A 23,130-nucleotide genomic window follows, 5' to 3' on the forward strand; every position below is an offset into this window, starting at 1 on the left:
CCGCGAGGACTCGATGGGCTCGCTGTGGTCCTCGTCGCTCACTCCGTTCGCTCCTGCGGTCCTTGCGTCGCCCGTCTTCGTCCTCGCGACTGCCCCTTTAAGTCCCGCCCGACCGCACAGCGACCGCACCTCACACCTCCCCAACCTCGCCGGCCGGCCTCCGCTTCGCTCCGGCCGACCGACTCCCTCGCGCGTGCGGTTCGCGCCGCGGTACGGCGATCACCGGCACGCGCCACCGCGATCGGCAGCAGGTAAGCGTCACCGCGACCGCGATGAATAGCTTTTATTCGGACCGCCGGGTGAGCGGGCGTATGGTCGAGGCGTTCGCGGTCGCCAGCGGGAAGGGCGGCACGGGGAAGACGACGAGCACGCTCGCGCTCGGGATGGCGCTCGCCGAGGACCACGACGTGACGGTCGTGGACGCCGACACCGGGATGGCGAACCTCCTCTTTCACGCCGGGCTCGACGACGCCGCGATCACCCTCCACGACCTGCTCGTCGCGGGGACCGCGACGGACGTGAGCGAGGCGGTCTACGAGCGGTTCGGGCTCTCGGTCGTCCCCTGCGGCACCTCGCTCGCGGGCTTCGAGGCCGCGGAACCGGAGCGGCTCCGCGACGTGGTGGCGGAGCTGGCGCGCGACACCGACGTGCTCCTGCTCGACTCGCCGGCCGCGCTCGGCTCGAAGTCGGCCGTGCTGCCGGTCGTGCTCGCGGACCGCGTCGTCGTCGTCGTCGAGCCGACGATCCCCGCGCTCTCGGACGGGCTGAAGGTTCAGGAGTACGCCCGCTCGTACGGGACCGAGACCGCCGGCGTCCTGTTCAACAAGGTCCGGGGCGAGGCCGACGACGTGGCGGCGCAGGCGGAGCGCCACTTCGGCGGCCCCGTCCTCGCGAACGTCCCCGAGAGCGACGCGGTCCGGGCGGCGCGCCGGGCCGGGAAGCCCCTGCTCGCGCACGCGCCGGAGAGCGAGGCCGCGGCGCGCTACCGACGGGCCGCCGACCGACTCGACGTGCGCCACGGCGACGGCGGCGCGGTGGCGGACCGGTTCCGTAGCGCGGTCGTCCCCGACACGCCATGAGCGGAGAGTCGGCGGAGTCGTCCGCGGAGCCGGGCACGCTCACCATCCCCCGGGGGACGCTCCTGCGCTCGCGCGTGGTCTCCGACGTGGGGACGACGCTGTCGCGCGCGCTCGACCGCGAACTCACCGGCTACGCGACGCTCGTCCCCCAGGAGACGCTGCTGCTGTCCGGCGAGGCCCGCGGCGTGATCACCTTCGAGGACGGCGTCCCCGTGCTGGCGTACAACACCGTGACGGACAGCGGCGGCCCGGACGCGCTCGCGGAACTGGCGGTCCCGGGCCCGTACCGCGTCGAACTGTACGCCGTCGACGCGGACGATTTGGCCGCGGCCCACGAGGAGGACGCGCTGCGCGTCGCGCCCGACGCGGCCGCGACCGAGGTGGCCGACGACGCCGACCTCGCCGAGCGGACCCGCGAGGCGGCCCCCGACGACCGCCTCCGGGACGGCGCGGACGACGACGACGCGGTCGCCGCCTTCCTCAACGACGACGACCGGATCGAGGCGATCCGCGAGCAGGCGCGGTCGGAGGCCCGCGACCGCGCCGCGGAGTGGGGCCTCGACGACGCGCTCGACGAGCCGGGGGTGGCGGAGGGATCCGAGGGCGCAGACCCCGGAGAGACCGGCGGTGACGACCCGTTCGACTCGATCGGCGCGGGCGACGGCGGCGGCGCGAACGGGTAGCGCGGGACCGCGGCGGAATTCGACGCGCGTTTGGAACGCTCGATTCACCGGTAATTTTTTCCCCGGCGGTCGTGTGAAGATATAACATGTCATTTGGAGGGAAAGTGGAGCCGGAGAACCGAGCGTCCGGGGGCGGGCCGGAGGCGACCGACTCCGGGCGCGAGCCGGAGGCCGAGGGGCCGGCGAGCGGGGAGGGACGGAGCGTCGACGCGGACGCGGCCGAACCGAGCGCGGAGGACGGACCCGCGACGGGAGGCGGCGGTAGCGCGACGGGAGACGGCGACGCGAGAGCGGTCGACGGCGACGGCAGGAGCGTCCGTGCGAACGAGCTCCTGGAGCTGCTCGGGAACCGCCGTCGCCGGCTCCTGTGGCGACACCTCCGCGCGGAGGAGGCGGAGACGGCGCTGTCGGACGCGTCGCGCCGGATCGCGGCGTGGGAGAACGACGTCGACCCCGCCGATGTCGAGTACGACCAGCGAAAGAGCGTGTACACCTCGCTGCGGCAGTTCCACTGCCCGAAGATGGCCGACGCGGGACTCGTGGAGTTCGACGAGCGCGACGGGACGGTGCGCCTGACCTCGGACCTCCCCGACGAGCTGGTGATCGAGATCGAACCGGACACCGAGAACGTCAGGCGGACCGCGCTCGGTGCCCTCGCGCTCTCGACCGGGGTCATCCTCGGCTCGTGGGCCGCCGGACTTCCGGTGTTCGGCCCGCTCTCGTTCGGCGGCGTCGCGTTCGCCGTCGCGGCCGCGGTCGCCGCCGCCGGGCTCGTGTACGCCGTCGCGGTCCGCTCCGACCACGGCGTGTCGCTCGGCGACGCGCTGGCCCGCGTCGACGGCTGATCGGGCGGCGCTGACCGGGCGATTCCGGCCGGCGCGCCGGGGGGCGGTTCGCCGGCCCGCCGGACGCGGCCCGAACGGTTATTTCGCCTCGGCCCCTCCGATCCGTATCACGGTCCTCCGACTCCTGCGGCTGACGACGCCCGCCGACTTCGTGGAGTGGTACGCGGCCGGCCGCGCGTACACCGCCGGGGTCGCCGAGGGAATGGGATTCTCGGGCGTCGACGCCGTCGACGCCGACCGGATCGCCCGTCGGCTCCGAACCGCGCCCGGGGACCTGACGCCGGACGAGGCCCGCTCGGTCGCGGCGACGCTGCTCGCGGACGGCGCGTTCTCGGAGCCGTACTGCGAGTGGCTGCCGACGTGGTACGAACTCGCGCTGATCGCGCCGGTCCGGTACGGCGACTGGCGGCTGCGGCGGGTCGCCGGTGCGATCGCGGAGGGGGCGGGAGTGACCGCGACCGCGCCCCGATTCTCGCGGCCGACGGACGTCCGCATCGACGGCGCGCCGGCGCTGTCGCGGGTCGCCGGCTTCCGCGAGCGGTTCCTCCTCGCCGACTCGCTGCTCCACCTGGAGTGGTTCGACCACGTCGCGGCCGCCGACGGGATCGACATCCCCGCCGACCTCGTCGCCCGGACCCGCGAGGAGTCGCTCTCCTACTACGGCGGCGAGCGCGACCGCCTCTCCCCCGACGTGCGGCGGTTCCAGCGTCACCTGTTCGCCGACGACCGGTGGGTCCGACGCGTCGACGAGGCGTACGGTCTCGACAGCCGGCTGTTCGGACTCTGGGAGCGGCTGCTGCGCGACGAGCGGCGACGGCTCGAAGCCGACTGAGGGCGACGGCCGGTGCGTCTGACGCTTCTTCGGCCGGGGTGATGTTACAGGTCCTGTAACGAGTTACAGCGCCCGACCGCGAAACGGGAGATAAGTATAGACGGAAACGACCCCTCCGAAAGGACACGAACCGCAGGTCGGTTCGCTGTCCCCGACGCTTCGGCCCCCATCTCGTTCGCGACCGCGAGGGTTCGTCACGGCTCTCTCTTCCGTTCTCGTTCGCCCCATAGCCGGCGCTCGGCGAGCGCGCGTCGGTGAAAAAATCCGCGTCGGAGCGGGCGAGCGCCCGTCAGGCCGCGGGGGCCGCGACCGGCGCGAGGTCGGGCTGAGTGCCCGCCTCCTCGTCTTCCTCCGCGGCGGCGGTACCGTCGGACGACGCGGCCATGCTCGCGGCCTCCTCGACGGAGTTCGCGAACAGCGTGAGGCCCGCGTCGGTGAAGTCGTCCGGATCGTCGTGGAAGAAGTCCATCGCGATCGCCGTGTTCAGGACCTCGTTACGGTCCTCGTCGATCGCGACGCCGGGGCCCTCGAACTCGCCCTCGTCGCTCGGGCTGAAGTCCGAGTGGCCGAGCACCTGTCCGTCGTAGTCGTTGAACCACGAGCCCCAGGTGATGTCCGATTCGACGACCGTGACCGACTCGCCCTCGCTGCCGACGCCGTCGAAGATCGGGTGGTCGGACTGGACGTCGACCTCGACGGGCTGGTCGTCGGCGTCGAGCGAGACGGACTCGCGCTCGGCCGGGTCGTCGCGGACGTTGTTCAGTCGGTAGATCCCGTCCGCGTACGCCTCGGCGGTCCCGCCCTGGTCGGAGTCCAGGTAGACGACCGCCTGGTCGTCGGCGAGCGCGTCCGCGAAGTCGGACGCCAGCGAGTCGCTGCCGAATCGCTGGACGACGAACACGTCGTAGCCGTCCATCTCGTCGAGCAGCTCGTCCGCGGTGAGCGTGTCGACGCTGGTGTAGACGTCGTCGTCGAGCTCCTCGGAGAGCGCGCTCGCGATGGCACCCTCGTGGTAGTCGTTCTCGTCGACGACCGCGACCGAGACGTCCTCGGGCTCGCTCGGTCCCTCGCCCGGACTCTCGCCCGGCGGTTGCGGGGCGGTCGGGGTCTCCGGGTCGAGCAGCGCGCGGTAGTCGTCGACGGTCGGATCCTGTTCCAGTTCGGAGAAGAGGGTGTAGCCGTCGCCCTCGGCTCCGATGCCGACCCAGTAGCCGCCGAACGGGTTGACCGTCGAGTCGGCGACGGTCCCCTCGCCGACGTGGCCGTCGGCGTGGGACTCGGCGACCATCCACGTGCTCGGCGTGTAGTAGTCGCCGTCGCCCTTGTTCGTGCCGTCGGTCCAGAAGGCGTACTCCTCGTCGTGGTACGCCGACGGGCTCACCAGGTTCCACCCGTTGTGGAGGTCGACCTGGCCCGGGCTGGCGGGCTCGTCGCCGGACTGGAAGTCGAAGGTGGCGTAGGTGTCCTCCTCCGCGACGACGAGGACGGCCGAGAGCGCGCTGAGGCTGTCGTTCGCCGTCAGCATCTGCCAGTCGCCGATCTCGGCGTCGTAGCCGTAGATGGCACCCTCGAACTCGTCGTCGAACGCGTCGCCGACCGTCTGGTCGGTGGCCGCCGGGACGCCGACGGTGTAGGTCTCGTTGGCCTCCATCGTCAGGTCCACGGCGATCTGCGTCGTGTTCGTGTCGACCTCGCCGAGGTTGGCGGTGAGGAACGGCGAGTACCGCACGTCGCCCTCGACGCCGTTGTTGGCCTGCGGGCCGTCCGTACCGAACCAGTTGAGCGGGGCCTCGAAGGTCCCGCTCTCGGCGGCCATCGCGGTCTCGGTCTCGGCCAGGTCGTTGAAGTGGAAGGTGAGGTCGCCGCCCGCGTCGGACGCGAGCACGCCAGTCGTGGCGTTGACGTCGTTGTTCGCGAACTCGCCGCTGGTCGCGCTGCCGGAGAACGCGAAGCCGGTGGTGGCGTTCGCGATCTCGTTGTGCGCGGCGTCGGCGACCGCGGCACCGCCCTCCGCGGCGATGCCGTACTCGCTGTCGACGACGGACGCGTCGGTCAGGTTCGCGACCGAGCCGCCGTCGACGTGGACGCCGTAGCCGGCGTCGGTCACCGTCGCGTCGGTGATCTCGACGCCGTTCGAACCCATCGACGCGATCCCCGCCTCGCCGGCGTCCTCGACGGACGCCCCGGTGACCGCGGTGTCGGTCGCGCCGTCGAGCATCACGCCGTACGAGACGTTCGTCGCGGCGGGCGCGTCGACGGCGACGTCCGCGCTGTCGGCGATCCGGACGCCGGTGCCGGCGTCGGTCGCCTCGGCGTCGGTGACGTCGACCGCCTCGCTGTCGGCGACGTGGACGCCGTTGTCGGCCGAGCCGGCCGCGCTGGCGTCGGTCACGTTCACGTCGCTGCTCTCGACGACCTGCACCGCGTCCGACGCGCCGGTCACCGACACGTCGGTGACGTCGACGTCGCTCGCGCCGGAGACGCCGACGCCCGCGAGGGCCGCGGGCGTTTCGAGGTCGAAGCCCTCGAAGTGGGTCCCGGCGGCCTGGATGTCGACGTGCGCGTGGCCGTCGTCGCCGCCGGAGTCGGGCGCGACGATCGTGGCGTTCTCGCCGGAGATCGTGAGGTTCTGCGTCTCCTCGACCGAGACCGTCTCGGCGTAGGTGCCTTCGGTGACCCCGATCTCGACCCCCGCGGGCGCGAGGTCGACGGCCTCCTGAATGGTCTCGACGTCCCCGCCGTCGCCGACCGTCAGCGGCGGGTCGTAGACGGCGGTCGGGCCGGTGGTGATCGTCACTTCGTGGGAGTCCTCGGGAGCGATGTCCCCGCCGTCACCCACCGCGTCCGGGTTGTTGGCGAAGGTGAACGTCGTCTCGAGGATCACCGATCCCACAGTGTCGTCCTCAGACTCGACCTCGACCGTGTAGTCGTCGTCGGTCCGCGGCGGCGAGTAGGCGCGCCACTCGTCCCACGCGTTGACCGTCCCGCCGACGTACAGGTCGAGTTCGGACTGGTTGGCGGTGCTGTCCTCGTGGAGCGACACCTTCACTTTCTCCAGCTGCTGGACGCTGTACTCGGAGCCGAACCTCTCACCGGGGGTGTTCTGCGCGGGCTGCCCCTCGTTGAGGACGACCGGCGGCGTGGTCGCGGCCCACGAGGCCGCGTTCGCCAGCACGGCGTCGGCGTCGTCGCTGTAGTCGCCGGACTCGACGAAGGCGGTCGAGCCGAACGTCGACAGGAGCACCTCGCGCTCCTGTCCGTTCGTCGCGGCGGCGGGACCGTCCGTCACGCCGCCGGCCTGGACGTAGCCGACCGTCTGGAAGTCGGTGCCCTCGAACCAGGCGTGGTCGGCGAAGTTCGCGGAGTGGATGCCGAAGGTGTCACCGGCCTCGCCGACGCCCTCGAAGAGGGGGCTGTCCGAGACGATCTCCATCTCGGGGTTCGGCGAGGCGAAGCTGTCGGACGTGCTCGTCGGGTCGCCGAGCGCGCTCGACCGGGCGGGGACGCCGGTGCTCCCGCTGCCCCACTGGTCGAGCCACACGACGCCCGTCGAAGCGCCCGCGGTGTTCGACTTCAGGTCCTCGACGTGCGTCTCGTCGATGTCCTGCACGACGTACGCCTCGTGTTCGTCGTTCGCCGCGGCGTCGACGGCCTCGCTGCCGGTGAGAAGCGATATCTCGTACGACGCCGGCAGCTGGTCCGTCAGCCGGTCGACGACGTCGTCGCCGTAGGAGCCGTCGTCGACGACGGCGATCGGCGTGAACTCGGAGAACACCGTCGTCGGCCCGGTCGTCACGGAGACCGTGTCGCCCGCGCCGGAGAACGTGTGATCGAGGGAGAGCTCGCCCTCGGTGTTCTGCTTGGTGGTGACGGTGAGGGTGGCGGTCCCGGAGATGCCGCCGAGCGAGACCTCCTCGCCCTCCTCGATCTCGTCGCCGTTGAGCTCGAAGGTCAGGCTGCCGTTGTAGCCGCCCGTTCGCTCGACCGAGTAGGTGTCGAGGTTGGCGACGTTCACCTGGATCTCGAACTGCTGGCCGCCCTCGATCGCGTCGGGCTGGCCCGCGACGGGCTCGACGCCGAGCGCGTCGGCCAGCGTGATGTTCTGCTCGACGAACGTCTCGTTGTCCGGGATCGAGACGCTCTCGCTCGTCTCCTCGTAGCCGAAGCCGCTGGCGGTCACGGTGTAGTTGCCGGGCGGCGAGAGCACCGTGTACTCGCCGTCGGGCCCGGTCTCGGCACCGAAGCCGCTCTCCTCGACCTCGATGGTCGCGCCCTCGACGGGCTCGCCGTCGCCGTCGGTGACGGTGCCGGTGACGCCGCTGTCGAGCGCGACCTGGTCGGCCGCCGCCTTGGCGTCGATGATGCCGACGCCGTAGCGGGTGTCCGGCGTGCCCGGGGGCTCGGGCGCGTCGTCCGGCTTCCAGGCGGTGTCCTCGATCGCTTCGATCGCCGTCTGGCGGTCGAGGTCGCCGCCGGCCGCCGAGAGGACGAGCGCGAACGCCCCCGTCTTGTGCGGTGCCGACATCGACGTGCCGGAGTAGGTCCCGTCGTAGCCGCCGCCGGGGACGGAGCTCAGCACGTCCACGCCGGGCGCGGCCGCGTTCGGCACGACGTACTCGTCGGGCCAGTCGTCGGGGGCGTCGCTGCCCCACGCGGAGGAGGTGTCTATCGTCTCGCCGCCGGAGAAGGACGCCACCTCGGCGTCCTCGTTGACGGCACCGCTCGCGAAGTTCGGGTAGACGTTACCGGGCGATCCGGTGTTGCCGTCGCCGTCGTTGCCGGCGGACGCGACGAGGATGACGCCCGCGTCGCGCGCGTTCTCGGACGGTTCGATCAGGTCCGCGGCGTAGCCGGGCGCACCGAGGCTCATCGAGACGATGTCGACCTCGGCGGTGTCGACCGCCCACTCCATGCCGGCCGCGACCTGCGCGAACGAGCCGCCGCCGGCCGGGATCACCTGCCCGTGGTACAGCTCGACGTCGGGCGCGACGCCGAACGTCGACACGTCGCCCGCCGGGTCCTCGGCCCCGGCGACCGTCCCGGAGACGTGGGTCCCGTGGCCGCTGGAGTCGGACGGCTCGGAGTCGATCGGGTTGCCGTCGGAGTCCCACGACTGCCAGTGCTCGTCGTCGAGCTCCGGCAGGTCCGGGTGGGAGTCGTCCATCCCGGAGTCGAGGACGGCGACCTCGACGCCGTCGCCCTGGGTGTTGTACGCGTCCCAGACCTCGGTCGCGTTGATCATGTCGAGGCCGTACGTCGTCGAGTAGTTCTCGGTCTGCATCGACGACGGAGCGATCGGCTCGGCGTCGGCCGTCGCGTCCTCGGACGACGCCTCGGTCGCGGGCGCGTCACTCGACGTCTCGTTCGTCGACGTGTCTTCCGACGTCTCGTTCGTCGGCGTGTCTTCCGACATCTCGTTCGTCGGCGCGTCGCCCGACGTGCCGTTCGTCGAGTTGTTGCCGCCGCTCGCCTGCGCCGTCGTGACCTCGAAGTTCACGTGCAGGCGCTCGACGCCCTCCGCGGACGCGATCTCCTCCAAGGAGACCCGGTCGGGGTTCACCTCGAGGAGCACCGCGTTCGTGATCCAGAACTGCCGTTCGAGCTCGACGTGCTCGGACATCTGCGCGAAGCGAACGACGTTCTGCTGGGTCTCGGCGGCGTGGCCCTTCAGCGCGTCGACCGTCGCCGCCTGTCCCTGAACCCCGCTCGTGTCGGCCGGCGAGAGCCTGACGACGACATCGACGGTGCCCCCGGTGGACTCCGCGTCCCCCTCGAACTTGCGTTCGAGCGCGGGGTCGATGTCGACGTCGCTCGCGTCCTGCTGTTCGAACTCGCCGTCGCTCGTCTGTTCGTACGATACCTCGTCGGAGAACGCCGGCGACGCGCCGGCACCCTCCGTCGTTGGCGTGGCGTCGCCCGCGTCCGCGGCCACGGCGGCCCCGGCGGCCGGAGCCATCATGGAGACGACCATGAGAACCGCGAACAGCGCGGCGAGCGCCTTCGAGTAGTCGATGGTGCGTATCATGTCTTCTCGCTTCGGAGCACCTCCCCCTACGGGAGGATGTCGAGGCAACGGCGCGGTTCGCCCGTAGTTATTAGCGCAATGTGCGAACGCAACGCGCGGTTGCGTCGCCGCAATCGCCGGTGTCGACGCCGCGAACTCCGCCGATCAGCGCCGTAATGACTCGTGGCGGCGCGACGTATCACGTATCGAACGCGACGAGGGGCGGGAGCTTTCCGGCGTAACCGCTCGTTACGGCGCGGGCACTCGGCCGATCGCCGAGGCCGGAACGGACAGATATATACATCAGCCACCGGAGTCGATCATTCGCCGACGGCCCCGGTGTCGGGTGGTCGGTAACGCGATCTTACCGCCAGACCCCGATGCGCCCGGAAACGATTGCGACGGGGCGAGAGAGACATAGCAGCGTGGCAAGAAGTTATATACATTGAAGATAATTGAAACGTAGTCATGCGCCTCCGGGATCTGGATCCGAGAGACTCGACCGGTGACGATCGGAACGGGACGGGCGCAGGCGGCCGCGACGGGAGGAGCGAACGGGAGGAGAACGCGCCTACGGTCGACGGTTCGGAGGATGGGACGGTCGCCCGGCCGGCGAGCGCGACCGGCCGGCTCGCGGCGGACGAGGGCGATTCCACGGCCGACGACGGGTCCCACTCGGCCGCGGGCGTGGCGGCCGACGACCTCCTCGAACTACTGAGCAACCGGCGACGGCGGTACCTCTGGCGCGCGCTGCGTCGCGAGGGGGTGGAGCTGGAGCTGTCCGACGCGTCGCGCCGGATCGCGGCGTGGGAGAACGGCGTCGACGTCGAGGACGTCGAATACGACCAGCGCAAGAGCGTGTACAACTCGCTCCACCAGTTCCACTGCCCGAAGATGGCCGACGCGGGGCTGATCGAGTTCGACAAGCGGAGTTCGACGGTCCGGCTCGCGACGGAGCTCCCGCCGCAGCTGACCGTGACCGTGGAGCCGGACACGGAGGACGTCCGCAACACGGCCTGCGGGGCGCTCGCGGTCGCTGGCGGCGTCGTCCTCGGCGCGTGGGCCCTCCGACTGCCCGTCTTCGGGACCCTGTCGCTGGCCGCGGTCGGCCTCTCGCTGGGCATCGGCGCGACCGCGGCCCTCCTCGTCTACTCGCTTTTCGTTCGAACCGAGTACGGGCTGTCGCTCGCCGACGCGCTCAGCCGCGTCGACGGCTGACGGACCGCTCAGCGTCGACGGGCGAGCAGCGCGGCACCGAGCGCCGCGAGCAGCGTCGTGAGGACGCCGAACCCGGGCGTCTGTTCTTCGAGGATCGGCTCGTCGCCGTCGCCCCCGCTCCCGCCGTCGCTCCCGGACGACGAGTCGTCGCCGGCGTCATCGCCGGCGTCGCCGCCCGCCGCCGAGTCGTCACCGGAGTCGGACGATCCGCCGGAACCGTCGCCGCCCGTCGAGTCCGAGTCGTCGGCGTCGGCGTCGTCGGCAGCTCCCGAGACGGCGAAGTACGAGAACCCGGGCGTCTCGGCCGTGTAGACGCCGTCGGCCTCGTGGGTCGTCTCCAGCGCGTTCCACTCGCCGTCGACCAGCCGGAACAGCCGCACGTCCTCCGGCTCCGCGCCGAGCGCGTCGGCGTCGGCGGTGAACGAGACCGTGGCGTTCGCGACGGCGTCCGACGAGGCGTTCGTCTCGAACTCGAGGTACGAGGGGTCGTCGCCGGACGCGGGCGGCTCCGCCGGAACCGTCTCGGCGTCGACCGACCGCGCCTCGACGGTGAGCGAGTCGACCGCCGCCGCGGTCTCGACCGTTAGCCCGTCGACCGCGACGGTCCCGTCGCCGACCGCGTCGCCGAGGTCGGCCTCGACGGTCGACCCGGCCTCGACGTCGGTCGCCGAGAGGGTCGCGCCGCCGTCGACCGGCGTCACGTCCGCCTCGACCGTCGCCGCCTCGTCGCCGCTCGGCGGGGCGGTGCCGCCGGTTCCGCCGTCGCTACCGCCGCTTCCGTCGCCGCCGTCTCCGCCGCCTGCCGGCGGGGAACCGGTTCCGCCGTCGCCGCCATCGCTACCGTCACCACCGTCACCGCCATCGCTACCGTCTCCACCGTCGCTCCCGTCACCGGCGAGGGTGACGCCGTCGCGCACGAGGTTCGTGACGTCTTCGGGTTCGCTCGTCGTCACGAGAGAGTCTTCGGGGACGAACGTCACGTCGGTCGGTTCCTCCGGCACCGCGAAGACGAGCGTCGCCATCGTCGGCGCGTCGCTTCCCGACGAGATGTTCGCGGCGACCTGATTGAAGTTCACTGAGCCGTTCTCGTTGTCGACGTTCGTCACGGGATCGGCCGAGAACTGCCCCTCGCCCCCGGAGACGCTCTGGACCGCGGTCGAATCCGGGTCGAACGTCAGGTTCGCCTGATAGCCCGCGACGTCGTCGACCGTCGTCGAGAGCGTCACGGTCACCGTCTCGTCGGTCTGGTTCGTTGTGGTCAGCGTCAGTTCGCCCGTCGGCTCCGTCTGGTCGACGGGAGCGGTCCCTACCGCAGCAGCGGCGGTGCCGGCCGAGAGCGGTGTGATCGCGACGAGCGCGACGAGGAGGCAAACGAGCAGTCGTCCGCGTGTGGTGTGAGTCGTCATGTGGAGTGGTGTGTTCGCCGTGGCGTGTCTGTGAACGCGTCAGCGCGTCCGCGGGCGCGAGCCCATGCCGCCGTGGTCCGGGCACGGACCCGGACCGAGTTGCGTGTTCGAAAGCCGATTCGGCCACCGATAGTATAAAAATCGCCGCCGTGGCGGCGATGGGTCGGTGGCGTGCCTATGCGAGCGCGGTCGCCGCGCCGAGCGAGGCGGGACCGTCCGCGACCGCCTGAGCCACCTCGGGCTCCGCGGGGTCACCGCTCGCGTCGGCCGATTCGCCGCCGTCGTCCTCGACGACGGTCACGGTCGTCGACGCCGTGTCGTCGATCGCGGGGTCGGGCGGGTAGAGCGGGTTCACGTCCTGACCGGCGACGTGCGTGAACGCGACCTCGTCGCCGGGCTGGATCGAGACGCCGTCGATGTCGTCGATCGATTGGAGCGTCCCGAGGTTCACCTGAAGCGTCGCCGACTCGTTCGGCGCGAGCGGCCCCGCGGTGAACTCGTCGCTCTCCGGCGGACTGAACACGATCGATCCCTGGAATCCGGGACCGGTCACCTCGACGACGTTGTCGACGGTGCCGTTGGCGTCCCCGACGTTGGTGACCTCGGCGTCGACCGTGAGCGAATCGTTGAGCGTCGCGTTCGACGGGCTCACGTCGAATCCGGTCACCTCGAACTCGGCTTCCGCCGGATCGCCGACGACGATGGTCGCCGTTTGGTTGTCGTCCTCGGTGAAGATCCCGTGTTCGTACTCGCCCGGTTCGCTCGGCAGCGTCACGTTCTCGAAGCCGACGCTCTCGCTCGCGCCGGCCCCCAGCGTCACGTTCTGCGACGCGACGACACTATCGTTGAACACGAACTCGACGACCTGCGTCCCGTTTGCGTCGCCGTCGTTAGTGACCGTCGCGTTCACGTCGATCGCAGCGCCCGGCTCCGCCTCGGCCGGAGCGCTGAGGTCGCTTACGGTGAACGTCGGACCGTCAGCGGGGTCACCGACGACGATTGTTGCCGTCTGCCCGTCGTCCTCGGTGAAGATCCCGTGTTCGTACTCGCCCGGTTCGCTCGGCAGCGTCACGTTCTCGAAGCCGACGCTCTCGCTCGCGCCGGCCCCCAGCGTCACGTTCTGTGACGCGACGGTCTCGCCGGCGAACGCGAACTCGACGGCCTGCGTGCCGTTCGCGTTACCGTCGTTGGTGATCGTCGCGTTCACGTCGATCGCAGCGCCCGGCTCCGCCTCGGCCGGTGCGGCGAGATCGCTCACCGTGAACTCCTCACCGGTGACCGTGAACGCCGAAGTGCCCTCGTCGTCGATCACCGGATCGGGGCCCTCGTCGGGGTTGAGGTTCTCACCGACCTGCTGGACCCCCTCCAGTTCGTCGCCCGGACCCAAGTCGACGTCACCCAGCGCGGCGTTGAGTCCCTCTATCGAGGGGAACTCCGTCTGTAGCGTCGTCGACTCGCCCGGATCGAGCGTCACGGTGCTCGGCGGGAAGTAGACGAACGTGTCGTTCCCGCCGGTCGCCGCGTCCTGGATCGCGGTGATCGTCTGCGTCTGGCCGGACTGCTGGCCGACGTTCGTCACCGTGGCCTCGACCAGGATCGGTTCGTCGGTCGTAACCGACTCCGGCGTCTCGACGTTCTCGACCTCGAACTCGGCGGGACCGAGCTCGTCAACGACTTCGGTCGGACCCGTCTCGACGACGATCTGCTCGCCGTCGTCGTGACCGTCCGCCGGAGCGACATCCCCGTCGGCGGTCGTTTCGGCGACCGCGTCGACACCCTGCGCGTTCGAGAGCACCGTCGCGGCGCTCTCGTCGACGCCGACAAGCTGTTCGAGGATCAGGACAACGTCGGTCGTCGTGACGGTGCCGCTGTCGTCAACGTCGGCGAGCGACTCGTAGAACTCGCCGTTCGGCTCCTGATCGGCGATGAACTGCTGGGTCAACACCGCGTCGAACGGCGTGACCGCTCCGTCGTCGTTGACGTCGCCGGGGATTCCGGCGGACCAGGTGACCGTCTCGCCGACGGTCTGGAGGTCGCCGTCCGCGGCCGAGACGGTTGTTCCGTTGTCGGCGACTTCGAGGTCGGTCTCGTCGCCCTCGTCGCCGACGAACGTGAACTCAACGTTCGCGAGCGTCGGCTGGTCGACGCCCTCGCTCTGCGCGTCCGCGAGCGAGATCGTGCCGTTCTCGTTGTCGTAGCTGGAGATCAGTGAATTTCCGACTTCGCCGCCCGAGACGCTCACGACCTGTAGCGCGTCGGGGTCGAAGTCGACCGTGGCTTGGTATCCGGCGACGTCGGCGGCGTCGGTGGAGAGCGCCACCGACCTCGTCTCGCCGACGTCGAAGACGAGCCCGTCCTCAAAGGAGACGGTCGCCTCGGCGTCCGGATCGTCCGGATCGTCCGGGTCCTCGGGCAGTCGCTCGAAGGTGTGTTCGAGCGCGACCGTGGATTCGAGGTCGGCGTCGTCAGCCACCGAAACGTTGAGCGTCACGGTGCCGGTGAGTCCGTCCGTCTCGATCGGCTCGCCGATCGGCACCTCGTCCCCGCCGACGGACAGCGTCAGATCGTCGGGGTCGACGGTGGCGTCGTCGGCGGGAGCGACCGTTAACCGGTCGAGATTTGCGACCTCAACGACGACATCGAAGGAGCCGCCCTGCTCGACGGCCGGCGGCTGTCCTTCGACGAGGTCGACGACCAGCTCGTCGTCAAGCTGGACATCGGTCGTCTCGCCGCCGGAGACGTTCAGCGTCTCGCTCTCGTACCCGAAGGCGTCGACGGTGAGCTGTGCCGGCTCCGTCGTGGTCGGGAGCGAGTACGTGCCGTTCTCGTCGGTCGCGGTGAGCGCGCCCGCGGCGGTTTCGACGGTGGCTCCGACGACGGGGTCGCCGTCGGCGTCGGTCACCGTTCCCTCGATCGTCTGCCGCTCGTCGAGGGCTTGGGCGGCCGCGTAGACGTCGATGATCCCCGTGCCGTAGCGGATGTCTCGGCCGTTCAGTTCCGTGAAGTCGTTTTCCGGCTTCTCCGCCGTCTCCGCCAGCGCGGATTCGAGGACCGCTGCGTCAAGATCCTCGTCGGTGTACGACTGAAGGAGCGCGATAGCTCCTGTGTAGTGCGGCGCGGCCATCGACGTGCCGCTGGCGTACGAGTACGTGGCGTTGGCGTCGCCGATGTCGCCGCCGAGCGGGCCGGAGCTCAAGACCTCGTTTCCGGGAGCCGCGACGTCGGGTTGGACGTACTGACGCGGGAACCAGTCAGGAAGCGTCTCGTCGCCCTCGATGCTGTTCTCGTCGATCACCGCCCCGCTGGAGAACGTCGCGATGTCCCCGGCCTCGGTCGAGGCGGCGACGGCGACGGAACTGAAGCTCGTCGCCGGCGCGGAGACCGGCCCGCCCGAGTCGCCGCTACCGGAGTTTCCGGCGGACACGACCGCGGCGGTCCCCGCGGCGTTGACGTCCTCGATCGCGTCGGCGTACTGGAGACTGAAGGTCGATCGCCCGGTTTCCGACGGAAGTCCGAGGCTGAAACTCGCCGCGTCCGCGTCGTTCTCGGCGGCCCACTGCATCGAGGCGATGATGTCCTCGGTGTACGCGCCGCCCGCGAACACGTCGGCCATCAGCAGGTCGGCCTCGGGCGCGACGCCGTACCGCGGCACGTCGCCGGCCGGGTGGGCCGCGCCGGTCGCGGTGCCGGCGGTGTGCTCGCCGTGCGCGCCCGCGTTACCGCCGACGAGGGTCCCCTCCTCGACGGTGCCGTTCTCCGCGATCGCCTCCTTCGCGAACTCGAGGTCGGGGTGTCCCTCCTCGGGGTTCGAGATTCCGTCGTCGCCGATCATGACGGTGGCACCCTCGCCGCGGACGCCGAACTCGTCCTCGAACTCGGGGACGTTGATCTGTTCGAGCCCGTACGTGTACTCGCCGTCGTGGTCCGCGGGGGTCGCGTCCGCGTCACTACCGGTCGCCGGCGGCTCGGGCCGCTCGTACTGGACGTTCGGCGACACGGAGCTCACGCCGTCGATCGACGCGATCTCCTCGATGTCGTTCTCGTCGAGGTCGACGTCGACTGAGACGACGTTACCGGCCCAGAACGAGTTGCGGACCTCGGCGTCGAACCCCGTTTCGAGCGCGTCGATGACGGGGGCCTGTGTCGCCCTCGCGTCGGCCTTGAGTTCGTCCAACGCCGACGCGTCGTCCATCGCCGCGAGCCGCGGGACGTCGACCGTCCGCTCGACGGACACGATCAGCGTGGTCTCGCCGCTAGCGTCGCGGAGCGACCCCGAGACCTCGCCGGTCGCCTCGGAGGCCGGTACCTCCTCGACGACGCGCGTTTCGTCGCCCGTCGAGGCGGACTGGGTTTCGTTCGTTTCGGTTGTCGTCTGTGGCTGTACGTCTGCGTCGACGTCGGCGATGCCGGCGTCGACCGCGTCGCCGCCGGTCGCGTCCATGGCCGCCGCCGCACCCGCGGTCGGCGCGAACATGGACACGACCATGACGGCCGCGAACAACGTCGCAAAGAGTGTCTTCCGGTGTACCATCGATAGTTCGCCTCCACCGTGCGGAGGTGTCACGTCACAACGGCCGGTCGGACGTGGTTATTCAGAATATAAGCCGTTCCCGCGGCGTGAAAATCCCACAAAGAGTCGTGTCTTCCGGTGATTTTCGTCGGTGTTTCCCGGCGGAACCGGTCGTCGGATGGGATCGGAGGGTAGCGCCTGCTGGCGAGCGGAGCCGACGTGAGGCGGTGTCGTCGGAGCCGACGTGAGGCGGTGCTACCGGAGCCGACGGAGGACCTCGTCGAACTCGACCGCGGGGGTCGACCTGAGGACGCTGTAGTAGAGGGAACACGCGACCGCGACGGCGATACCGAGAGCGATCGCGAGCGCTTCGAGGGTGAGCGCGCCGAACACCGGGAGACCGAGTCGCCACGCGCCGACCGTGACGAACGTCGACAGGCCGACCGCGCCGAGGACGGTGGCCCCCACCCGTCGTCGGTCGGGTTCGAGTTCCACGACGGGGTTCGACCCCTCGCAGGGGGAGACCCGGGCGGCGCGGCGGTCGAACTCGATCAGCCCCGCGTCGGCCATCTTCGGACAGTGGAACTGGAGCAGCGAGGTGTACACGCTCTTGCGTTCGTCGTAAGTCACGGCCGACGGGGGTTTGTCCAGTTCGCGGGCCGCGACCGCTTTCGACGCCTCCTGAAGGGGTATTTCGCGGTCTTCGCGCCGGATGTACTGCCAGAGGTACCGCCGGCGCGCGTTGGCGAGCAGTTCGATGAGCGCCTCTGACCGGTCGGGAGCGGGATCGTCGGCGTCCGGAGACGCCGCTACCCGTTCGTCGTCGAACGCCGTCCGTTCGGCGTCGGAAGTGTGGGTAGATGCGGGCTGATGAGCCACTGTGAACAACAGGTAGGAGTTTTTATTTAAGAAAATTGTGTATATGATGCTGTTCTCGCCACAGCACCTGTAACATCTCGGCGTGCTCGACGGAGCGAGAGAATCCGAACAGCGCACGGTCACAACTCGGACGCGAGTTGTGTTTTATTCATTGTTACGTCCGCCGGAACCTTCATACGTCGCCTCGCGGATCCTCCGAGTACACGAATGGCAGTACTCTTGCTGGAGGACGTCAATGCCGACGACGTCGGGACCGTCGGCGGGAAGGCCGCGTCGCTCGGCGAACTCATCGGTGCGGGGCTCCCGGTGCCGCCGGGGTTCGCCGTCACCGCGGGCACGTACCGAACGTTCATCGAGGAGGCCGGGATCGACGAGGAGCTGTTCGACGCGGTCGACGTCGACCCCGAGGACTCCGCGGCGCTCCGCGAGGCCGAGGCGACCGCGGAGCGCCTGATCCTCGACACCCCGTTCCCGGAGTCGGTGCGCGAGGAGATCCTCGAACGGTACCGAGCGATGGGAGAGGACGGCGAGGAGGCGTTCGTCGCCGTCCGCTCGTCCGCCACGGCCGAGGACCTCCCCGACTCCTCGTTCGCCGGCCAACAGGAGACGTTCCTCAACGTCCGCGAGGAGGACCTGCTCCGCCGCGTCAAGGAGTGCTGGGCCTCGCTTTTCACCCAGCGCGCGATCTACTACCGCCAGCAGCGGGGGTTCCCGCACGCCGACGTCGACATCGCGGTCGTCGTCCAGCGCATGGTCGACGCCGAGAAGTCCGGCGTGATGTTCACCAGCCACCCGTCGACGGGCGAGCCGCAGGTCACCATCGAGGCGGCGTGGGGGCTCGGCGAGGCCGTCGTCTCCGGCACCGTCTCGCCGGACAACTACGTGTACGACCGCGAGCGCGGCGCGGTCGACGAGGTCACCGTCGCGGACAAGAAGGTTGAGATGGTGAAAGACGCCGAGACCGGCGAGACGGTCGAACTCGACGTCGACGAGGAGCGGCGGACGGCGCGGGTGCTCTCCGACGCGGAGATCGGCGACCTCGTCGCGCTCGGCGAGCGCGTGGAGGACCACTACGGCTCGCCGCAAGACGTCGAGTGGGCGATCTACGACGGCGAGATATACATGCTCCAGTCGCGCCCGATCACGACGATCCGCGAGGACGCGGACGGCTCGGAGGACGCCGGGGGCGCGGTGGCGACCGCCGACGGCGACGGCAGCGGCGCGGAACTGGAAGCGACCGACGGGCGATCTGACGGGGCCGACGGCGGCGGCGCGGACGACGCCGACCTCCTCGTCGAGGGGCTCGGGGCCAGCCCCGGGGCCGTCTCCGGAACCGTTCGGATCGTCCACAAGCTCGACCAGCTCGATCAGGTACAGGAGGGCGACGTGATGGTGACGGAGATGACGATGCCGGACATGGTGCCGGCGATGAAACGCGCCGCGGGCATCGTCACCGACGAGGGCGGGATGACGAGCCACGCGGCGATCATCTCGCGGGAGCTCGGCGTCCCCGCGGTCGTCGGGACCGGGAACGGGACCCGCGTCCTCGAAGACGGCCGGCACGTCACCCTCGACGGCGACAAGGGGACGGTCCGGGCGGGCGAGGACGAGTCGGCCGAGCCCGGCGAGGAGTTCGAGCCGGTGGAGGCCGCGCGCCCGGAGACGCCCGTCAAGCCGATGACGGCGACGGAGGTGAAGGTGAACGTCTCGATTCCGGAGGCGGCCGAGCGCGCCGCGGCGACCGGCGCGGACGGCGTCGGGCTGCTCCGGATCGAACACATGGTGCTGTCGCTCGGGAAGACCCCGGAGAAGTACATCGCCGACCACGGCGCGCAGGCGTATCAGGACGAGCTCATCGAGGGCGTCCGGCGCGTCGCCGACGAGTTCTACCCCCGGCCGGTCCGCGTGCGGACCATCGACGCGCCGACCGACGAGTTCCGCGAGCTGGAGGGCGGCGACGGCGAGCCGGCCGAGCCGAACCCGATGCTCGGCTGGCGCGGGATCCGCCGGAGCCTCGACAAGCCGGAGCCGTTCCGGCAGGAGCTCGCCGCGTTCGCGCAGCTCCACGACATGGGGTACGACAACCTCGAAGTGATGTTCCCGCTCGTCAACGACGCGGCGGACGTCGAGGGGATCAAGGCCCATATGCGCGAGGCCGGGATCGACCCCGAGACGCACCGCTGGGGCGTGATGGTGGAGACGCCCGCGAGCGCGCTCCAGATCGAGGAGCTCGCCGAGGCGGGGATCGACTTCGCCTCCTTCGGCACCAACGACCTCACGCAGTACACGCTCGCGGTCGACCGCAACAACGGCCACGTCGCCGACCGGTTCGACGAGCTTCACCCGGCCGTGTTGCGCCTGATCGGCGACACGATAGAGACGTGCCGGGAGCTGGGCGTCGACACCAGCATCTGCGGGCAGGCCGGCTCGAAGCCCGAGATGGTCGAGTTCCTCGTCGAGAAGGGCGTCTCCTCCATCTCCGCGAACATCGACGCGGTCCGCGACGTCCAACACGAAGTGAAGCGGACCGAACAGCGGCTGCTGCTCGATTCGGTCCGCTGAGACTGTCGGAGCCGGTTCCCTCCGCCGCGGCCGGGAGCGGAACGGGTAAGAGCCGCCCCCGGCAATAGGAGGCGAATGCAACGGCCAGAACCGGAGCCGCAGTCGTTCGACCGGGTGCTCTCCTCGATGTGCACCGAGCCGCACCCCGACGCGCGGGCGGCCGCCGAGCGCTTCCTCGCCGCGAACCCCGGCGACCCCGCCACCTACGAGACCGTGGCCGCGCTCGAAGAGCGGGCGGTCGAGCGGCTCGCGACGCTCGCCGACCACCCGACCCCGAGCGACGCGGCGGGGTACGTCACCTCGGGCGGCACCGAGGCGAACGTCCAGGCGGTGCGGTCGGCGCGGAACCGACACGACGGCGGGCGCGACGACCGCGGCGTCAACGTCGTCGCCCCGGAGAGCGCGCACTTCTCGTTCACCAAGGCGGCGGAGCTGCTCGACGTGGAGCTGCGGACCGTCCCCGTCGACGACGACTACCGGGCCGACACCGACGCGGTCGCGGCCGCGGTCGACGACGTCACCGCGCTCGTCGTCGGCGTCGCCGGCACCACGGAGTACGGCCGGGTCGACCCGATCCCGGAGCTCGCAGCGATCGCCGCGGAGGCGGGGGCGCGGCTCCACGTCGACGCGGCGTGGGGCGGGTTCGTCCTCCCGTTCACCGACCACGACTGGTCGTTCGCCGACGCGGCGGTCGACACGCTGACGATCGACCCCCACAAGTTCGGGCAGGCACCGGTGCCGGCGGGCGGGCTGTTGGCCCGGGAGGACGCCGCGCTCGACGCGCTCGCGGTCGACACGCCGTATCTGGAGTCGCGGTCGCAGGCGACGCTGACCGGGACCCGGAGCGGCGCTGGCGTCGCCGGCGCGGTCGCGGCGATGGACGCGTTGTGGCCCGACGGCTACCGCGAGGCCGCGGAGCGGGCGGCCGACCACGCCGACTGGCTCGCCGCGGAGCTCGCGGACCGCGGGTACGACGTGGTCGAGCCCGAGCTCCCGCTCGTCGCCGCCGCGGTCCCGGAGTCGGAGTTCGCAGCGCTCCGCGACGCCGGGTGGAAGGTGTCGCGGACCGGGGCGGGGGAGCTCCGCGTCGTCTGTATGCCGCACGTGACGCGGTCGACGCTGCGGGCGTTCCTCGACGATCTGGACCGGATCCGCGGGTGAGCGGTCGGGGCGGCGGAGCCCGGGGGAGGCGGAGCAGCCGCGGGCGGACGGCGACCGCCGCCGCACCGCGTTCGGATCAACATATTCACTACGGGTCATCACGAACCGGGCAGTATGAGTTCGGACGACGTCTCTCGGCGCGCGTTCATGCGGACGGCCGGCGGTGCGGCGGCCGCCGCCGGCGCGGCGACGGCGACGGCGGGGACGGCGGCTGCACAGGAAGTGGAACCCGACTGGCCGAGCGGGGCCGAAGGCAACGTCGGGTCGTACACGGACGCCCGCGGGCAGGACTCGGTGACCATCTCGGTCGGCGCGGGCGACCAGGGCCTCGCGTTCGACCCGACGTTAGTGTGGGTCGACGAGGGGACGACGATCACCTGGGAGTGGACGGGCGCGGGCGGCGCACACAACGTTCAGACGGTCGAGGACGGCGGCCCGGCCACCCTCGACAGCGGCGACCCGGTCGGCGAGGAGGGAGCCACCTACGAGTACGAGACGTCGAGCGAAGACGCCGGCATCACCCACTACCACTGCGTCCCGCACACCGCGGTCGGCATGCACGCCGGCCTCGCCGTCGGCGAGGACGTCGCCACGGTCGACGTCGGCGGCGGGAGTTCGGACGCGGTGTTCGTCCCGGACGCCGCCCGGGCGCTGGGCGTCGCGACGTTCATCGCGATGGTGAGCACGCTGGGACTGGCGTTCGTCTTCATGAAGTACGGCGGGTCGATCACCCGGCAGGAACAGGCGTAACGCACGACGCCGTCACTCGTTTTTCCCGTCGACCGCGGCGAGCGGTCGCGGCCTACCCGTCGTCGATCTGGTCCTCGTACAGCGCGACGTAGCGGTCGATCACCGCGTCGTGGTCGTAGGCGGCGAACTCGCGGTCGACCGCCCGGCGTTCGAGGTCGCCGACCGCGACGAACTCGTCGGCCAGCTCCGCCGGACTCGTCACGAGCCGCCCGCGCTCCCGGCCCTCGACGAGTTCGTGCGCGCTCGAATCGGCCTGATACTCGACGAGGGCGACGCAGCCGCACGCGACCGCCCACAGCAGGTCTGTGGCGAACGTCTCCCACGTCGCGGTCGCGACCGCCACGTGGGTTCCCTTGAGTACCGGGAGCCGCTCCTCGGCGGGGAGGTCGCCGAGGAACTCGACGCGGTCGTCGATCCGGAGGTCGCGGGCGGCGGCCTCGACGCGCCCGCGCTCGGGGCCGTCGCCGATCACCGCCGCGGTCCAGTCGCGGCCGCGCAGCTCGGCGAGCCCGAGGAGGAACGTCTCGACGTTGGCGTGGCGGTCGAGCCGCCGCGCGTACACCGCGTCGAAGCGGTCGTCGACGCCCGCCGACTCGACCGCATCGAAGTCGATGCTCTCGGGGAGGACGCGCACGTCGCCGCCGTCCGCGCCGTGTTCGCGGACGCGGGTCTTGGTGGTCCGCGAGGGCGTGGTCACGGCGTCCGCGCAGCGCGCGAGCGGCCGGTACCAGCGGCGGGCGTCGGCCGGGTGGTCGCGCCACCAGTCGACGACGACCGGAACCCGCGAGAGCGACCCCGCGACCGTGGCCGCGAGCGCCGGCGTCGGCGGGCTGTTGACGGCGTGGACCACGTCGGGGGCGACGCGCCGGAGCGCGGCCGGGAGCTTCGCGGCGAACACGGTCGGTGCCGGCTCGGCGGTGACCGAGCGGTACTCGATCCCGTCGTCGTCGAAGGCGTCGTGGTCGCCGCCCCACCAGCGGGCGCAGAGCCAGACCACGTCGTGGCCGCGGTCGGCGAGCCCGCGGGCGGTTCGGAGCGTTCGCGTCCGCGCCGGGGTCTCCCCGTGACCGGGGGCGAAGAGCGAGACGAACGCGACGCGCATACGCCGACCGCACGGGGGCGGTCGGTAAAAAGACACGGCATCCGGGCGGGCGATCGCGTCGGTGGTACGTCGGCGGCGGAATCGGAGCCGAGGCCGCGA

General features: G+C 70.9%; 13 protein-coding genes. 8 read left to right on the forward strand and 5 right to left on the reverse strand.

Annotated features, from left to right (window positions below):
* Positions 1 to 311 precede the first annotated feature (311 nt).
* The 4 genes from NAF06_RS02470 (at position 312) to NAF06_RS02485 (ending at position 3,439) form a co-directional block, all read left to right on the forward strand.
* On the forward strand, positions 312 to 1,079 hold the full coding sequence (locus NAF06_RS02470; protein WP_008581750.1) for a nucleotide-binding protein: 768 nt from the start codon (positions 312 to 314) through the stop codon (positions 1,077 to 1,079).
* Positions 1,076 to 1,762: a DUF8054 family protein gene (locus NAF06_RS02475; protein WP_008581751.1), complete on the forward strand. Its 687-nt coding sequence runs from the start codon at positions 1,076 to 1,078 to the stop codon at positions 1,760 to 1,762. Before NAF06_RS02470 ends, NAF06_RS02475 begins: the two co-directional genes overlap by 4 nt.
* An 86-nt stretch (positions 1,763 to 1,848) precedes the next feature.
* Positions 1,849 to 2,607: a DUF7344 domain-containing protein gene (locus NAF06_RS02480; protein ID WP_192813794.1), complete on the forward strand. Its 759-nt coding sequence runs from the start codon at positions 1,849 to 1,851 to the stop codon at positions 2,605 to 2,607.
* A 106-nt stretch (positions 2,608 to 2,713) separates the two neighbouring features.
* On the forward strand, positions 2,714 to 3,439 hold the full coding sequence (locus NAF06_RS02485; protein WP_486612592.1) for a DUF8116 family protein: 726 nt from the start codon (positions 2,714 to 2,716) through the stop codon (positions 3,437 to 3,439).
* A gap of 289 nt (positions 3,440 to 3,728) precedes the next feature.
* Here NAF06_RS02485 and NAF06_RS02490 read toward each other — a convergent pair whose 3' ends face one another.
* On the reverse strand, positions 3,729 to 9,464 hold the full coding sequence (locus tag NAF06_RS02490; protein ID WP_008581754.1) for a S8 family serine peptidase: 5,736 nt from the start codon (positions 9,462 to 9,464) through the stop codon (positions 3,729 to 3,731).
* 447 nt (positions 9,465 to 9,911) lie between these two features.
* Here NAF06_RS02490 and NAF06_RS02495 point away from each other — a divergent pair, with 447 nt between their 5' ends.
* Positions 9,912 to 10,661, forward strand: a complete 750-nt coding sequence (locus NAF06_RS02495) for a DUF7344 domain-containing protein (protein ID WP_008581756.1) — start codon at positions 9,912 to 9,914, stop codon at positions 10,659 to 10,661.
* 8 nt (positions 10,662 to 10,669) lie between these two features.
* On the opposite strand, the gene NAF06_RS02500 is transcribed toward NAF06_RS02495, so the two are convergent.
* The 3 genes from NAF06_RS02500 to NAF06_RS02510 all read right to left on the reverse strand — a co-directional run bounded on the left by NAF06_RS02500 (position 10,670) and on the right by NAF06_RS02510 (position 17,456).
* Complete coding sequence (locus tag NAF06_RS02500; RefSeq protein WP_008581757.1) at positions 10,670 to 12,067, reverse strand: PGF-CTERM sorting domain-containing protein; 1,398 nt, start codon at positions 12,065 to 12,067, stop codon at positions 10,670 to 10,672.
* 175 nt (positions 12,068 to 12,242) lie between these two features.
* Positions 12,243 to 16,553 carry a S8 family serine peptidase gene (locus NAF06_RS02505; protein ID WP_251106177.1) on the reverse strand — a complete coding sequence of 1,437 codons (4,311 nt, stop codon included), beginning with the start codon at positions 16,551 to 16,553 and terminating at the stop codon, positions 12,243 to 12,245.
* 279 nt (positions 16,554 to 16,832) lie between these two features.
* Positions 16,833 to 17,456, reverse strand: a complete 624-nt coding sequence (locus NAF06_RS02510) for a DUF7344 domain-containing protein (RefSeq protein ID WP_008581763.1) — start codon at positions 17,454 to 17,456, stop codon at positions 16,833 to 16,835.
* Between the two features lie 207 nt (positions 17,457 to 17,663).
* Here NAF06_RS02510 and ppsA point away from each other — a divergent pair, with 207 nt between their 5' ends.
* The 3 genes from ppsA to NAF06_RS02525 all read left to right on the forward strand — a co-directional run bounded on the left by ppsA (position 17,664) and on the right by NAF06_RS02525 (position 21,929).
* On the forward strand, positions 17,664 to 20,018 hold the full coding sequence (ppsA, locus tag NAF06_RS02515; protein WP_008581764.1) for a phosphoenolpyruvate synthase: 2,355 nt from the start codon (positions 17,664 to 17,666) through the stop codon (positions 20,016 to 20,018).
* Positions 20,019 to 20,093: 75 nt separating this feature from the next.
* On the forward strand, positions 20,094 to 21,179 hold the full coding sequence (gene mfnA, locus NAF06_RS02520; protein ID WP_008581765.1) for a tyrosine decarboxylase MfnA: 1,086 nt from the start codon (positions 20,094 to 20,096) through the stop codon (positions 21,177 to 21,179).
* 114 nt (positions 21,180 to 21,293) lie between these two features.
* The gene (locus NAF06_RS02525) at positions 21,294 to 21,929 is read left to right on the forward strand and encodes a halocyanin domain-containing protein (RefSeq protein WP_008581766.1); all 636 of its coding nucleotides are present in this window, start codon (positions 21,294 to 21,296) and stop codon (positions 21,927 to 21,929) included.
* Positions 21,930 to 21,981: 52 nt separating this feature from the next.
* Here NAF06_RS02525 and NAF06_RS02530 read toward each other — a convergent pair whose 3' ends face one another.
* On the reverse strand, positions 21,982 to 23,031 hold the full coding sequence (locus NAF06_RS02530; protein ID WP_008581767.1) for a glycosyltransferase family 4 protein: 1,050 nt from the start codon (positions 23,029 to 23,031) through the stop codon (positions 21,982 to 21,984).
* Positions 23,032 to 23,130 lie beyond the last annotated feature (99 nt).

Origin of the sequence: Halorubrum hochsteinianum, from assembly GCF_023702125.1 — an archaeon.
Taxonomy (GTDB): Archaea; Halobacteriota; Halobacteria; order Halobacteriales; family Haloferacaceae; genus Halorubrum; species Halorubrum hochsteinianum.

Excerpts from the sequence above, each read along its gene's own strand:
- NAF06_RS02470 (WP_008581750.1), top strand. The coding sequence starts at position 312 with ATGGTCGAGGCGTTCGCGGTCGCCAGCGGGAAGGGCGGCACGGGGAAG.
- NAF06_RS02475 (WP_008581751.1), top strand. The coding sequence starts at position 1,076 with ATGAGCGGAGAGTCGGCGGAGTCGTCCGCGGAGCCGGGCACGCTCACC.
- NAF06_RS02480 (WP_192813794.1), top strand. The coding sequence starts at position 1,849 with ATGTCATTTGGAGGGAAAGTGGAGCCGGAGAACCGAGCGTCCGGGGGC.
- NAF06_RS02490 (WP_008581754.1), bottom strand. The coding sequence starts at position 9,464 with ATGATACGCACCATCGACTACTCGAAGGCGCTCGCCGCGCTGTTCGCG.
- NAF06_RS02495 (WP_008581756.1), top strand. The coding sequence starts at position 9,912 with ATGCGCCTCCGGGATCTGGATCCGAGAGACTCGACCGGTGACGATCGG.
- NAF06_RS02500 (WP_008581757.1), bottom strand. The coding sequence starts at position 12,067 with ATGACGACTCACACCACACGCGGACGACTGCTCGTTTGCCTCCTCGTC.
- NAF06_RS02505 (WP_251106177.1), bottom strand. The coding sequence starts at position 16,553 with ATGGTCGTGTCCATGTTCGCGCCGACCGCGGGTGCGGCGGCGGCCATG.
- ppsA (WP_008581764.1), top strand. The coding sequence starts at position 17,664 with ATGGCAGTACTCTTGCTGGAGGACGTCAATGCCGACGACGTCGGGACC.
- mfnA (WP_008581765.1), top strand. The coding sequence starts at position 20,094 with ATGCAACGGCCAGAACCGGAGCCGCAGTCGTTCGACCGGGTGCTCTCC.
- NAF06_RS02525 (WP_008581766.1), top strand. The coding sequence starts at position 21,294 with ATGAGTTCGGACGACGTCTCTCGGCGCGCGTTCATGCGGACGGCCGGC.
- NAF06_RS02530 (WP_008581767.1), bottom strand. The coding sequence starts at position 23,031 with ATGCGCGTCGCGTTCGTCTCGCTCTTCGCCCCCGGTCACGGGGAGACC.